15 protein-coding genes are annotated in these 13,699 nt (G+C 45.7%); all 15 read left to right on the top strand.

The features are described from left to right. Positions 1-14: 14 nt before the first annotated feature. Positions 15-1,055, top strand: coding sequence for an aromatic ring-hydroxylating dioxygenase subunit alpha (locus ABDZ76_RS11570; protein ID WP_343805626.1), 1,041 nt, complete (start codon positions 15-17; stop codon positions 1,053-1,055). A 9-nt stretch (positions 1,056-1,064) separates the two neighbouring features. Then, a complete protein-coding gene (locus tag ABDZ76_RS11565) occupies positions 1,065-2,165 on the top strand; it encodes a 2Fe-2S iron-sulfur cluster-binding protein (protein WP_343805625.1) in 1,101 nt (366 codons plus the stop codon). A gap of 43 nt (positions 2,166-2,208) precedes the next feature. After that, a complete protein-coding gene (locus tag ABDZ76_RS11560) occupies positions 2,209-4,158 on the top strand; it encodes a DUF2817 domain-containing protein (RefSeq protein ID WP_343805622.1) in 1,950 nt (649 codons plus the stop codon). Positions 4,159-4,242: 84 nt separating this feature from the next. Then, positions 4,243-5,022, top strand: a complete 780-nt coding sequence (locus ABDZ76_RS11555) for a transporter substrate-binding domain-containing protein (protein WP_343805620.1) — start codon at positions 4,243-4,245, stop codon at positions 5,020-5,022. A gap of 111 nt (positions 5,023-5,133) precedes the next feature. Continuing rightward, a complete protein-coding gene (locus ABDZ76_RS11550; RefSeq protein ID WP_343805618.1) occupies positions 5,134-5,856 on the top strand; it encodes an ABC transporter permease in 723 nt (240 codons plus the stop codon). Next, the gene (locus ABDZ76_RS11545) at positions 5,846-6,523 is read left to right on the top strand and encodes an ABC transporter permease (RefSeq protein ID WP_343805616.1); all 678 of its coding nucleotides are present in this window, start codon (positions 5,846-5,848) and stop codon (positions 6,521-6,523) included. The genes ABDZ76_RS11550 and ABDZ76_RS11545 overlap by 11 nt, the downstream gene beginning before the upstream one ends. Before the next feature lie 527 nt (positions 6,524-7,050). Next, positions 7,051-7,689 carry a GntR family transcriptional regulator gene (locus ABDZ76_RS11540; protein WP_343805614.1) on the top strand — a complete coding sequence of 213 codons (639 nt, stop codon included), beginning with the start codon at positions 7,051-7,053 and terminating at the stop codon, positions 7,687-7,689. Further along, a complete protein-coding gene (locus ABDZ76_RS11535) occupies positions 7,686-8,117 on the top strand; it encodes a cupin domain-containing protein (RefSeq protein ID WP_343805612.1) in 432 nt (143 codons plus the stop codon). The genes ABDZ76_RS11540 and ABDZ76_RS11535 overlap by 4 nt, the downstream gene beginning before the upstream one ends. A gap of 25 nt (positions 8,118-8,142) precedes the next feature. Continuing rightward, the gene (locus ABDZ76_RS11530; protein ID WP_343805610.1) at positions 8,143-9,195 is read left to right on the top strand and encodes an ABC transporter ATP-binding protein; all 1,053 of its coding nucleotides are present in this window, start codon (positions 8,143-8,145) and stop codon (positions 9,193-9,195) included. Positions 9,196-9,205: 10 nt separating this feature from the next. Then, positions 9,206-10,051, top strand: a complete 846-nt coding sequence (locus ABDZ76_RS11525) for an ABC transporter permease (protein ID WP_343805608.1) — start codon at positions 9,206-9,208, stop codon at positions 10,049-10,051. After that, positions 10,048-10,848 (top strand): ABC transporter permease, encoded by an 801-nt coding sequence (locus ABDZ76_RS11520; RefSeq protein ID WP_343805605.1) that lies wholly within the window; start codon positions 10,048-10,050, stop codon positions 10,846-10,848. Before ABDZ76_RS11525 ends, ABDZ76_RS11520 begins: the two co-directional genes overlap by 4 nt. Before the next feature lie 26 nt (positions 10,849-10,874). Beyond that, the gene (locus tag ABDZ76_RS11515) at positions 10,875-11,912 is read left to right on the top strand and encodes an ABC transporter substrate-binding protein (RefSeq protein WP_343805603.1); all 1,038 of its coding nucleotides are present in this window, start codon (positions 10,875-10,877) and stop codon (positions 11,910-11,912) included. Between the two features lie 57 nt (positions 11,913-11,969). Next, positions 11,970-12,821, top strand: a complete 852-nt coding sequence (locus tag ABDZ76_RS11510) for a fumarylacetoacetate hydrolase family protein (RefSeq protein ID WP_343805601.1) — start codon at positions 11,970-11,972, stop codon at positions 12,819-12,821. A 2-nt stretch (positions 12,822-12,823) separates the two neighbouring features. Next, positions 12,824-13,222: a RidA family protein gene (locus tag ABDZ76_RS11505; RefSeq protein ID WP_343805598.1), complete on the top strand. Its 399-nt coding sequence runs from the start codon at positions 12,824-12,826 to the stop codon at positions 13,220-13,222. Positions 13,223-13,444: 222 nt separating this feature from the next. Continuing rightward, positions 13,445-13,699, top strand: a 255-nt coding sequence (locus ABDZ76_RS11500) for a helix-turn-helix domain-containing protein (protein ID WP_343805595.1), incomplete at its 3' end; no start/stop codon positions are given.

Below are 13,699 nucleotides of genomic sequence, written 5' to 3'. Positions count from 1 at the left end.
AAGGGGAATTGGCAATGTTTTTGAGAAATGCGTGGTATGTGGCAGCGTGGGATCATGAAGTTGGCCGTACGCTGAAAGCCGTGACAATGCTGGGTGATGCGATTGTGCTTTATCGCACCCAAGACGGCAAAGCAGCAGCGCTGGAAGATGCTTGTCCGCATCGCAAATTACCTTTGTCGATGGGGCGCATTAAAGGTGATGATGTCGAATGTGGTTATCATGGATTGACCTTTGATTGCACAGGCACTTGCACCCGTGTGCCGGGAGCTGAACGTATTCCGCATGTGGCGCGTGTGCGCAGTTATCCGGTGGAGGAGCGTTACGGTTTAGTCTGGGTTTGGATGGGCGATCCGGCAATGGCTGATCCGGCAGAAATCTTCCATGTCGAACATTTTGATGATCCGACTTGGGGCGTTAATCGCGGCGAGTCTATGATGATCAAATGCAACTATCTCTACATGACAGATAATCTGCTTGATCCGTCTCATGTAGCCTGGGTGCATCAGTCGTCATTTGCCAGCTCTGCCTGTGAGGAAACCCCATTGGAAACGACCGTTGCCGATGATGGTGTGACCGTATGGCGTTGGATGCTAGATTCAGAACCTGCACCTTTTTATGCGCCTTTTCTTCAATTTGAAGGTAATACTGACCGTAAACAGCATTATGAAGTGCGCTATCCGAGCAATGCTATTATCAAAGCAATATTTGCACCGGCTCATAGCGGTGGTGAGGGTAAGAGCCTGCCGGATAATACATTCTTGATGGATAGCTATAATTTCATGACGCCGGTGGATGAAAACCACACCAAATATTATTGGTTTCAGATGCGTAATTTTGCAGCTGATGATGCAGATGTATCTGCCAGTTTTGCGAAATCCGTGCGTGGTGCTTTTGAAGAGGATAGGGTTGTGCTGGAGGCAGTGCATCAGGGCATTGCCAATCAGAAAACCCCGCATCTGGATTTGAAAATTGATGCAGGCCCATTACGCTTCCGACGCAAGCTTGCACAAATGATTGCGGCCGAGACAGAAGCCAAATCTGTCGCAGCACAATAAGTGTGTCGTATGGCTAATGCTGAGCGTATTCGGTTTCGTCCATTCAAAGTAACGGCGAAAATTCGTGAGAGTGAAACAATCACATCGTTTCACCTCAAACCAACAAACCCGTCTTATTGGACACCATTTGAAGCGGGACAGTTTTTAACTATTCGTGTGCCGGACAAAAACTCCGATGGCTTTGTTTTGCGCAATTATACGGTTTCATCCTCACCTGAAGATGTGGGCTTTTATCGTATTACCGTGAAGCGGGAAGGGGCACGTCAACCAGATCACGCAGATGGTTTAAGCTCCTGCTGGTTACATGATTGCATTGAAGAAGGTGCGCTTGTTGAGATTGATGGCCCACGCGGAGCTTTCAAACTTGACCGCAGCACGCAACGCCCAGTGGTGTTATTATCTGGCGGAGTTGGTATGACGCCAATGGTTTCGATGTTGCGGCAGTTATCTGCAGATAAAAATCGCCGTGTTAGCTTCATTCATGCCTGCGACCATGGCGGTGTTCATGCGCTGCATGGAGAGGTGGCGGCCCTGATTGCTGCCAATGACATGATGCAGGTGCATTATTGTTATCGTTTTCCGCGCATAGAAGATAAAGCTAATGGCCATTTTCATTCAGAAGGGGTGCTGACAAAGGCTGGCCTGCAAGCTTTGCTGCCGCTGGATGATTATGATTTTTATCTGTGTGGCCCAAGGCCATTCATGCAGGCAATCTATGATTATTTGCGTGAAATGGGCGTAAGCGATCAGCGCATTGCTTATGAGTTTTTTGGCCCCGCCAGTCTGCTGAAAGCAGGTGGTCACGTGACGGAGCACGCTCAAATCGCTCCGGTTCAAAAAATGGCCGGTAGTGGGGAGCATAAAATCCATTTGCAACGCAGCCAGCGGGATTTGATTTGGGATAATGATGCAGTGTCACTGCTTGATTTTCTTGAAGCGAATGGGATTGAACCGGAATTTAGCTGCCGTGCGGGCATTTGCGGCAGTTGTGAAAAACGGCTTATTTCAGGTGAGGTCTGCTATTTTGAGGAACCGCTGGATGAGCCGGCGCACGACAAGGTTCTTTTGTGCTGCGCCCGCCCGTCTTCGTCCATTGTGCTTGATCTGTAGATTGGGCTCCGAGATAAAATATTATCAGAAAGTGTAGCCGACCATGCATGCGACTAACACTCCTGTCAGTAAATTCACTCGTACTGACACATTTATCCCGACCGATTATCCGGCAATGCAAGCGCGCTTTTTAAAAGCTGCGCAAAACGCCAATGCCAGCATCACAGAATATCCTCATCCACTGGCTGGCCCTGATGGTACGCAAATCGCGACTTCGGTTGCATTGTTAGGTAAGCGCAATGCCCGCCAGATGGTGGTGGTAATTTCCGGCACCCATGGCGCCGAAGCGGCTTATGGCTCGGCCTGTCAAAGTGAATGGCTAAAACAGCTGAATGCAAAAGCCTTGCCCGATGATGTTGCTGTTTTAATGATCCATTTGCTTAATCCTTGGGGCGCAGCATGGATGCGGCGAGTAACTGAAAATAATGTGGATTTGAACCGTAATTTTATCGATTGGAGCCAAACGCCACCACTGAATGAAGATTATCGGCGAGTGCATCAAGCCGCAGCTTACAGTGTGTTTGAAGGGGAAGGGTGCGCTGCAGCAGATAAAGTTTATACCGATCTCATCCGGCAGTTTGGTAGCCATGCGGCCGTGCTTAATATTATTGAAACAGGCCAGTATGAGTTTTCTAATGGCTTGTTCTTTGGCGGTGAAAAAGCTGAATGGTCCAATGTGACCTTGCACAAGATTATCGCCGATTTTGCACAAAAGTCTGAAAAACTCGCATTCTTTGATTTGCATACAGGGGCAGGCCCTTATGCTTATCCTGCACTTTTATCGGTTACGGTTAGTGATCATGAGGGCATTCAATGGGGGCGTGATCTGTTTGGACCGGCACTGAATGTGGTGGTTACCGGCAGAGGTGCAGTGACTGATAGTGGTATCGCCGCGACTGCAACGGGTTATGTTTCTGCGGCTATCCGTAACATGTTGCCTAAAACACATTTGCTGCCACTAGTGATTGAATGCGGCACATTGGAAGGGCATATAGTTAATGATGCTGTGCGGGCAGATAATTGGTTGCATCTTTATGGTGATTTGCAAACGCCGCTCGCGCAAAAAATCAAGGCCGATTTGCGTAAGGCATTTATCCCTGAGGATAAAAATTGGGAAACCGCTTGTATTCCAGCCAGTGTTGCTCACTTCAATCGTGTTCTGGATGCAATGTTGAAAGCATCTGACAAAAAGCCGGCAGAAGTGGCTGCAAGCAAAACAGAAGGTCGTGAACCAGCTGTTGAAGTGCTGGATTTGCATAAATGTTTTGGCAGTCTCTCAGTGCTGAATGGTGTGAGCTTAACCGCACAACGCGGTGAAGTCGTCTCTCTGATTGGTTCTTCAGGATCCGGCAAGAGTACTTTCTTGCGCTGCATCAACCTGCTGGAACAACCTGATAGCGGCCGGATTATCATTGATGGTGATGAGATACTGATGAAAAAAGGGACAGGTGGCAAAACAGTGCCAGCTGATATGCGGCAGGTTGAACATATCCGTGCAGGCGTTGGCATGGTGTTTCAAAACTTCAACCTCTGGCCGCATATGAGTGTCTTGGAAAACATTATCGAAGCGCCGGTTCATGTGCTGAAACAAAGCCGAGCAGAGGCCATCGAAAATGCGCACCAGCTTTTAAAAAAGGTCGGGCTTTCAGACAAACATGATTATTTGCCAAGCCGTTTGTCCGGCGGGCAGCAGCAGCGTGCTGCTATAGCACGCACATTGGCGATGCAACCCAAACTGATCCTTTTGGACGAACCAACTTCGGCTCTTGATCCGGAGCTGGTGGGCGAGGTTTTGCGCGTTATTGCGCAACTGGCGGAAGAGGGTAACACAATGATCCTCGTGACCCATGAAATGCAGTTTGCCCGCGAGGTCTCGCATAAAATTATGTTTTTGCATCAGGGAAAGGTGGAGGAGCAGGGTGCTCCGGCTCAACTGTTTACCAACCCGCAATCGCCGCGGTTACAACAATTTCTGGCGCGGACATTTATGTAAATCCAAGCGTCTGAATAAGGCCGGTTAAAAGGCTATGTCTATCAACGATAATAATAGGGGAAAACTATGTGGAAAGTTTTGGCAATGGCTGCAGTAGTAACGGCTACTGTCCATTCAGCGCAGGCGGCTGACGGCGAATTGGTGATTGGCACGGAAGGGGCTTATCCGCCATGGAGCATTGCTGATGCCAGCGGCAATGTTTCCGGCTTTGATGCCGAAGTCGGCCAGTTGGTCTGTGAAAAAATGGGCGTAAAATGCCGCTTTGTTGTGCAGGCTTTTGACGGATTAATACCCGCATTAAAAGCCAAGCAGATTGATGCGATCATTTCCGGTATGTCGATTACCAATGAGCGTAAAAAGGAAATCGGCTTTTCAAAAGGTTATGGAGATCTGCCGAATTTCTTTGTCGTGCAGAAAACTGATGATTTGGCCAAAATCATGGATTGGGAGAGTTTGATAAAAGCGCTGGCAGATAAACGTGTTGGCGTACAATCAGGCACTACTCATGCCCGCTATATCAATAAGCATTTACCGGATGTTGATCTTAAAACCTATGACACGCTTGATCAGATGCAAATTGATCTGGCGAGCGGTCGGGTTGATGTTTCATTTTCTGATTTATCAGCTGCTGATGACTTTTTGGCTAAGCCCGACGGCAGCTCCTTTCAGCTGATTGACGTGCCGATTGATAGTAAATCAGATGAAACATTGGGCGATGCTGTTGGCATTGGTTTACGTAAAGATGACACTGAGCTGAAAGCAAAAATTGACACAGCTTTATGCGCGGCTATCGCAGATGGTTCTGTCGCCAAAGCCAGCCAGACTTGGTTCAAAATGGATATTACGCATCCGTGTGAACCTTAATTTGCACATGAATAACTGATGCGCAAAATGAGCTGGAGTGTTTGAAACACTCTAGCTCAACGCATTGATGTGTTTTGAAGGCAATTCAATCAGATTATAAGTGGTGCTTTGATGGAATTTGGACTCTTGCAAGTCTGGCAGGGCGGATGGGTTGGCGCAATTTTGCGCGGCGCAGCTATTACCATTGCCGTCGGTCTGTTCAGTATGATTTTTGGCAGTATCATCGGTGTTGCTTGTGGTTTAATTAAATGGGCAAAAGTAGCACCACTCAATTGGGCCGTAGACGGATACACAACAATTGTACGCGGTGTGCCCGAACTGCTGATTATCTATCTGTTGTTTTTTAGTTCTGTTGAAGTGGTTACGAAAGTTGCGGCTGCTTTTGGCTATCAAGGATTGGCTGCAGGTGGCTATGCTTTTGTTATTGCGGTGATCACGATTGCAATTATCTCCGGTGCTTATTCTACGGAAGTTGTGCGCGGAGCATTAGCATCTGTGCCAAGAGGCCATATCGAAGCAGGGCGTGCCTTAGGTATGTCTAAGGGACGAATTTTTCGCCGTATTATCTTGCCGCAAATGCTGCGTATTGCAGGACCTGGCATGAATAATGTCTGGCAAATTACTATCAAAGATACAGCTCTAGTTTCAGTTGTTGGATTACAAGAACTGATGCGTGTGGCTTACATCGGTGCAGGTTCAACACGCAGCCCATTTCTGTTTTTCCTGATCGCGGCCTTAACCTATCTACTAATCACACTTGTGAGCCAATATGGTTTCGACAGGCTCGAAAAGCGCGTAAAAACACAAGTAAGCGGGGGCAATCATGGATCTTGAATTTATCCAGAGAACAGTTCCGATTTTGCTGCAGGGGTTAACTAAAACCCTTATCTTGTCAGGTTTAGCTATTGTTTTTGGCTTTAGCTTAGGGCTTGGCCTGGCTTTAATGCGGCTTTCATCCAACACAAAACTGGCAAAACTTGCTAAAGGTTACAGCACTTTTTTTCGTGGAACGCCGCTACTTGTCCAAATATTCCTGATTTATTACGGCTTTGGGCAATTTGATTTTGTCCGCCAAAATGCAGTGCTGTGGTGGGTGTTTGGTGATGGAACGCGCTGCGCTATTTTAGCCTTGTCGCTGAATACGGCTGCTTACACATCTGAGATTTTGCGAGGTGGGCTGATGTCCGTACCGAGTGGGTTGATGGAAGCAGCAAAGGCTTGTGGCATGGGACGTTTCTTGCAGTTTCGCAGAATACGGTTTCCCCTTGCACTACGGCAGGCTCTACCTGCTTATGGCAATGAAGTTATCTTAGTGGTGAAAGGTACCAGTCTCGCTTCAACAATCACGGTTTTGGAAATTACCGGTTATGCAAAACGCTTGATGAGCCAGACCTATGCCATTTTTGAAGTGTTTGCTTTAGCTGGCGCACTTTATTTAGGCATCAGTTTGGTATTGATTTTAGTGGTACGAGTGCTGGAGCGGCGTTTGGCTATAGGCTGATAGTTGCTTTGCCAAAGGCAGTGAGTGTTTAAATACTATATTGACTTGGAGAGTGCCCAAATAATAATTCGGGCACTCTCAAAGAGTTGAAAAACTAATTTTACAATTTCCATATTTGATTTCAGAATCTTTATTTTTTGTTTTGCGCAACAATGATAACGACCAATGGCGAAACCATATTTCACTGTTTAAAAAGTGACCGGAATATAATTTATTTATAAAAGGTGGAGCATTCTCCTAATGCCTTACGAAGGTTTACCATGACCTTTTAAGCCATCAATCATTTAATCAGTCATGATAATAAACATTGGCATTCATGTGAATGAGTTTATTATAATCGTTATATATCATATACTTAATTCAGTATCACCAACATGAAATCTTAAAAATAATTATCAATGCTTCTAAACACAGAACCTGTTTTTGAAATATCATTAAATATATCTCTTGATATATCACAGAAAATTCAGCATAATGAAATGAAAGAGAGCAGGCAACTAACGATATTGAAAATAAGGTAAAGACGCATGAAACGGCCCAAGCCAAGCGCATCATTGTCAGATCAGGCTTATATTCAATTGAAGTGGATGATCCTCAATCAAGAGATACCCCAAGGCACTTTATTGAATGAACTAGCATTAGTTGACAGTACAGGCTTTGGACGAGCGCCCATTCACCATGCCCTACATAGATTGGCTTATGACGATCTCGTCGAGATTTTACCACGCAAAGGCGCGCAGGTGCGCATCTGGGGTGACCGAGATTTGGATGAATTGGTTGAGGCACGTTTACCTGTTGAGGTAGCAGTCATTGAGCTTGCTTGCCGTCGTGCGTCAGACCAATCAATTGATGAGCTTCAATCCGGCCTCACAGCCACACCGGAGCTGATTGAAACCATGGATAGGGAAGGTCTGTTGCGCTTAGACCTGTGGTTTCATGCAGCCTTGGCGCAGACAACAGGTAATGCAATTTTGTGCGATACTGCACAACGCCTACATCAGCGCTCCGCACAATTATGGTCAAGTGGCGTATCTGACCGAGCACGTTATCAATTAGTTTATCAGCAGCACTCCGACATTGTCGAGGCACTCGCAGAACGTGACGCAAAGCGTGCGCGACAAGCAATTACCACACATATTTCTATTTTTACCGAGAAAACAAAATGAGTTCTAATAATCGCGTACATATAGCAACCCCGAATGGGGAAGTTGTAGTTAACCTTGATGACATTGACCCAACAGGTTGGATTGATTTTCCGGACATTGGTCTTCGTCAATATTTTTATTGGATTAATCCTGAAACCGGATCAAGCATCGCGATTCTCGAATTCGAAAAAGGCGCCGGCATTCCAACCCGACATACCCATGCATCCAATCAGTTCATGTACTGCTTGGAAGGTAAATATGAATATGTGACCGACGGAATTATACTGACGCCCGGCTCATTTTATATGAATCCAAAAGACAATCCGCATGGCCCAACGATGACCCATGAGAAATGTCGTTTGATCGAGATTTATGACGGGCCACATTATTACGAAAAACCAAGTTACCATACTGACGACACGATGATCGTGCCGGCTACCGGTGGTTAATTAAACCGACGGCTGGGGGGAAGCCATGAACAATGTGAAAGTAGCAGTCGAGAAAGTGGTAAAGAGTTTTGGCTCTTTAACAGCCGCAGATAATATTGATCTGGATATTATGGAAGGGGAGTTTTTAACTCTTCTGGGAGCTAGTGGTTGCGGCAAGACCACTTTAATGCGCATGATTGCGGGGTTTGAAACAGTTACATCGGGTCGTATTCTGATCGACGGAAAAGATGTTACTCATCTTTCACCACGCGACCGTAATTTAGGCATGGTATTTCAGCAATATTCGCTGTTTCCACATATGACAATCGCCGAAAACATTGGTTACGGGTTGCGGGCGAGACGATTACCTGAAGCCGAAATTCGCAATCGTGTCCGTGAAATGCTCGAGCTTATCCAATTGCCACATTTGGCAGAAAGTAAGCCGCCACAATTATCCGGCGGTCAGCAGCAACGTGTTGCACTTGCACGTGCTTTGGCCGGACGTCCATCTGTTTTAATGCTCGATGAACCGCTTGGCGCGCTTGATCAAAAGCTGCGTGAACAATTGCAAGAAGAGCTTCGTCGTATTCATAGAGAAACAGGATCGACCTTTTTGTTTGTTACACATGATCAGGAGGAAGCACTTTCCTTATCCGATCGTATTGCAGTGATGCGTGGTGGAAAAATTTCCCAATTAGCATCACCGGAAGAACTGTATTTGAGACCTGCCAATGATTATGTCGCCGACTTTATTGGTCAGGTAACATTCATTGATGGTATTTGGCAGCGTTCGACAGGGCATGTCACAACCGCATATGGTCAGCGCTTAAAAGCCGAGATTGAGCTTGCCGATGGCCCTGTTCGATTAGCTGTGCGGCCAGAAAATGTCCGTTTGGCAGAAGCAGATGCTCCCAATTCCGTAAATGGAACCTTGGTCGAAATGGTGCACCAAACAGGCACAACAACTTATCAGGTAGAATTGCCAAATGGCCTTATGGTCAAGGCACGCCAGCTTGGTTTGCGCGAAGCTCGCTTACAACCGGGCACTCCGATTGGTCTGCATTTTGATACATGCAAACTTGCTTTTGCGCAAATTTAAGAGCTTCGCCATGAATAAACCTAGGCATATTTTACTATATCTGCTTCCCGCAATACTGACAGTTACTATTTTGCTGGCAATACCGCTTTTTGAAATGATTTCAATCAGCTTCCACAGGGAAGAGTTTGGACAGATTTTGCCTGGTGTCACACTGGCAAACTACGTCGACATTCTGGGGCGAGCACGCACATTAGAATTGTTAGTATCAACTTTGTTGATTGCTGGTGCGGTTACAATCATTACAGTTATTCTAGGGTTTCCTGTAGCTGCTGTGGTTGCAATGGCATCTCCGCGATGGCGTGGTTTGTTATATTTTATGGTTGCAGCACCTTTGTTAGTAAATACGGTCGTGCGCACATATGGCTGGCTATTAATTCTCGGCCGTAAAGGGCTAGTGAATGAAATATTGACCGCCATGAACCTGATCAGTGCACCACTGGCACTTTCCGGCAATGCACTTGGTATGATTATCGGCGGAGCACAAGTTTTCCTTCCATTCATGATTTTATCACTTGTAACTTCTCTTTTAGCTATCGACGGGCGCCTTTATGAAGCAGGTGAAATTCTGGGGGCAGGGCCGGTAAAACGCTTTTTCACCATTACATTGCCGCTAGCCATTCCCGGATTAATTGCCGGTTCTATTCTGGTGTTTTGCATGATGCTAGGCGCTTTTGTGACACCGTTAATCCTTGGTGGTTCAGCCGTCAAATATGTATCCGTTGCGGTTTATACTGATGCATTGGTGTTGTTCAACATGCCTCGTGCAACAGCTTTATCACTTATTCTGATGGTGATTGTTCTGGCTCTGTATGCCGTGCAAACCCGAATTAGTACTAAGAAAGGGCAAGCGCAGTGAGAAATTTGCCGCTTAATCTGGTTCGGTTGTCAGCCTTAATTGTCTATCTGTTCTTGTTGACGCCACTAATCATTGTTGTTCTGTTCAGTTTCTCTGACAAGTCATATTTCAGTTTCCCTCCAACCGGATTTTCAGTGCGCTGGTATGTTGCTGCATGGGAAAGTGGATTATTTCTCGAGCCTGCAATCCGTAGTCTATTACTGGCGACTTTTTCCACCTTTGCTGCTGCAATCATTGCCATTCCTGCAGCACTGGGCATGCGAAACATGGCTGACAGACGGCTAAAGACAATCCTTGAGTTTATGATTTTATCACCACTGATCGTACCAGCACTCATCATCGGGATTGCATTTCTTTATATGTTCAACCGTATGGGAATCCTTGATACATTTCCGGCATTGTTATTGTCACATGGCTTACTCGTGCTGCCTTACATGTTTCGTTCTGTATTCACTAGTGCAGTCAATTTACGTCAAAATCTCATTGATGCCTCTGAAATTTTAGGGGCGGGATCTTGGATGACATTCAAAAATGTAATCATGCCGAGTTTGATGCCGGGCATTATCTCTGGTGCAATATTTTCATTCATCATTTCACTGGATCAGTTCACTGTAAGTCTGTTCGTCACACAATCAGATCAAACAGTATTACCTGTCGCGATTTATAAATATCTGTCCGACATGAATGACCCGGTGACCGCTGCTGTCTCTACTATTCTTGTAGTTTTTGGTTTGGCTCTTGCTCTCATTATTGATCGCTTAGGTTGGTTGAAACACCTGTCTGGTGGCAGTGCATAACAACATAATTTGAAGGGAACTTAGAAATGTACAATATAAATCGACGTCATTTTTTAGCACTCGGTGCGGCATTTGGGGGTGCATCCCTAGCAGGGCTACCTGCTTGGGCTGCTGAAAATGTAATTGAACTCGGATGGTATCCAGGACTTCTGGGACAAAACTTTAAAAAAGGTTTTCTCGATGGCTACCCTGATGCCGCTAAAGTCAAAATCATTGAAGCCTTTGACAATGCTCGTTTCACGCAAATGCAGGCTAACCGCAACAAGCCATCACTGCACTTAGGCGTTTTCACAGACGCGATGTTGCCACTCGTTGCACGCTCAGGATTGATACGTGATCTCAGTGTTGATCTAATCCCTAATCTTGCGGACTTCGACCCGCTCGTACCACGTCCAGTGGGAGATAAAGCTGTACCTTTGACCTATGGGTCATGGGGTATTGCTTATAATGCTAAATATATCAAAGAACCGATTACTTCATGGGCAGATCTGCTCCGACCTGATCTGGCAGAAGGTGTTTCTGCACCTAATATTACCTATAACTCCTCACTCTACACCCTTGATGCCTTAGCCTCACTAAAAGGCGGCTCAATCAAGGATCCAAAAGCTGGTTTCGAAGCAATGCGACAAATCCGTCTAGGCGGGCCTGGTCTTTGGGATCAAGAAAGTACGGCTGTCGGGGGATTAAAAACAGGTGAAATCTGGGCGACGCCATATTTAAGCGGTTCGATTTTAGCGTTAATGTCAGATCCTGACCTGCCGGATTTGCGTTTCTGCGTACCATCGGAAGGTGCCTATTCAGTACCAATGAGTATCACGCGTGTAGACAATGACAGCGCTGGTAATGCGCCGGATGACTTAATTAACTACATGCTTTCTAAAGAGCCACAGGAAGCATTTGCACGTATTGGTGGTTGTCGACCGGTTAATAAAAATGCCGTCACACCTGATGATGTCGCGGCCATGGTACCTATGGCTGATAAATTACGATCGCTGGATTGGGCCTATTTTAGCGAAAATCGTACCAGCATTGTTGATGCCTGGAATGATATTGTAAACGGCTAAAGCTGTTTTGACAGCGTCGGAGCAAATCCGCTCCGATGTTTTTGAAAGTGGATTACAATGAAATTTGTTAGATATGGATTAGCGGGCAATGAGCGTCCGGGTGTCATTGATGCTGCCGGTAATATCCGTGATTTGTCGGCTTATACAGATGACATCAATGGCGCCGCTTTAGCGGCGGGTTTAATTGATAAAGTTGCATCATTAAATCTAGAAATGCTGCCGCTCGTATCCGAAAATCAACGCTTAGGTTCACCTATAGCGGAACCATCAAAGATAGTCTGCATCGGTTTGAATTATGTCGACCATGCGTTGGAAGGCGGTCGAGCAATACCAGATGAACCAGTTTTATTTATGAAATCGACTACGTCAATTACTGGCCCCAATGATACTATTCTAATTCCTCAAAATTCAATTAGAACCGATTGGGAAATTGAACTTGGCGTGGTGATTGCCAAAGATACACATTATGTTTCCGAAGAACATGCCTTGTCCTGCGTTGCAGGTTACGTGCTGGCAAATGATATTTCCGAACGAGATCACCAATTACGCCGTGGTGGTGAATGGACAAAGGGTAAATCTCACGACACCTTTTGTCCGTTAGGGCCATGGCTGGTAAGCCAAGATGAATTAGGTGACGCCAGCGATATAAGTTTACAGCTCTCTGTCAATAATATTCAGCGCCAAAATGGCCATACCCGCGATCTTATTTTCAGCGTTGCTTATTCAGTTTCATATATCAGTCAGTTTATGACGCTCAGGGCAGGAGACATTATTCTGACTGGCACACCGGCTGGTGTTGGCCAATCCATTAAGCCTGACCCTGTGTTTTTACACGCGAATGACACGATGACGATGTCTGCCACAGGTTTAGGCCAGCAGACACATGTTTTTGCCAATTACAGAGGATGACAATGAAAAAACGTATTTACACCGACGCCGTGAGTGAGCCTAGACCAAAAATGTGGTCTAACTGCTTAGTAAGCGGTGATCTTTTCTTCGTGTCCGGATTAACTGCACGAAGTAATGACCTTGTCACGATTGAAGGTAACAATGCATATGATCAATCAAAAATCATCTTCTCAAAAATTCAGTCTTATGTCGAAGCTGCCGGCGGTCAAATGGATGATATTTTGAAAATGACTATCTTCGTTACCAATATGGCTGACAATGAAGGTGTATGGCGTGCCCGCGCAGAAGTTTTTAACGGTGATTTTCCTGCTTGTTCATTAGTTGAAGTTTCCGCCTTAGCGTCACCACAAATTCTAGTCGAAATTGAAGCGATGGGTCGCCTCGGCTGCTCGTCCGTGTAATATAACTAAAGCCCTGCAAAAACAGCAGGGCTTTTAATTCAATATTTTAATAGTATATCATAAGACTTAAATCGAGTTGACCGAATTGTAATTAAACTTTGATTACGATGTTATGTTCCATAATACATATTATCAAACGCAAAGATATAGCAGGGGTGGGTTCTAGTTTGAAGTGCGACTTGCAAATGATAACAATGAGTTATCCAATGCAAGGAACCCTTCATGGATCGCACCTATTCACATATTGACCTGGATGAACGGCGTAAAATAGCACGCTGGCGCATTGCAAAGCTCTCCGTTGACGTTATTGCCGAGAAGCTTGGAAGGCATCGCTCGACGATTTTTCGTGGACTCAAACGCAATCAGTTTAAAGATGATGAGATCGCAGATCTTACCGGATATTATTGTACGATTGCTGAGCAAAAGTCCCGCGATCGCCGTTCAAGGCAACGCAAGCTGATCCGGTTTGATCATTTA

It is taken from the genome of Paenochrobactrum glaciei (assembly GCF_039522165.1).
In the GTDB taxonomy this organism is placed as follows: Bacteria; Pseudomonadota; Alphaproteobacteria; order Rhizobiales; family Rhizobiaceae; genus Paenochrobactrum; species Paenochrobactrum glaciei.
The sequence above is the reverse complement of the archived record's forward strand: the minus strand, read 5'-3'. Positions and strand labels throughout refer to the sequence as shown.

Excerpts from the sequence above, each read along its gene's own strand:
- ABDZ76_RS11570 (WP_343805626.1), top strand. The coding sequence starts at position 15 with ATGTTTTTGAGAAATGCGTGGTATGTGGCAGCGTGGGATCATGAAGTT.
- ABDZ76_RS11565 (WP_343805625.1), top strand. The coding sequence starts at position 1,065 with ATGGCTAATGCTGAGCGTATTCGGTTTCGTCCATTCAAAGTAACGGCG.
- ABDZ76_RS11560 (WP_343805622.1), top strand. The coding sequence starts at position 2,209 with ATGCATGCGACTAACACTCCTGTCAGTAAATTCACTCGTACTGACACA.
- ABDZ76_RS11555 (WP_343805620.1), top strand. The coding sequence starts at position 4,243 with ATGGCTGCAGTAGTAACGGCTACTGTCCATTCAGCGCAGGCGGCTGAC.
- ABDZ76_RS11550 (WP_343805618.1), top strand. The coding sequence starts at position 5,134 with ATGGAATTTGGACTCTTGCAAGTCTGGCAGGGCGGATGGGTTGGCGCA.
- ABDZ76_RS11545 (WP_343805616.1), top strand. The coding sequence starts at position 5,846 with ATGGATCTTGAATTTATCCAGAGAACAGTTCCGATTTTGCTGCAGGGG.
- ABDZ76_RS11540 (WP_343805614.1), top strand. The coding sequence starts at position 7,051 with ATGAAACGGCCCAAGCCAAGCGCATCATTGTCAGATCAGGCTTATATT.
- ABDZ76_RS11535 (WP_343805612.1), top strand. The coding sequence starts at position 7,686 with ATGAGTTCTAATAATCGCGTACATATAGCAACCCCGAATGGGGAAGTT.
- ABDZ76_RS11530 (WP_343805610.1), top strand. The coding sequence starts at position 8,143 with ATGAACAATGTGAAAGTAGCAGTCGAGAAAGTGGTAAAGAGTTTTGGC.
- ABDZ76_RS11525 (WP_343805608.1), top strand. The coding sequence starts at position 9,206 with ATGAATAAACCTAGGCATATTTTACTATATCTGCTTCCCGCAATACTG.
- ABDZ76_RS11515 (WP_343805603.1), top strand. The coding sequence starts at position 10,875 with ATGTACAATATAAATCGACGTCATTTTTTAGCACTCGGTGCGGCATTT.
- ABDZ76_RS11510 (WP_343805601.1), top strand. The coding sequence starts at position 11,970 with ATGAAATTTGTTAGATATGGATTAGCGGGCAATGAGCGTCCGGGTGTC.
- ABDZ76_RS11505 (WP_343805598.1), top strand. The coding sequence starts at position 12,824 with ATGAAAAAACGTATTTACACCGACGCCGTGAGTGAGCCTAGACCAAAA.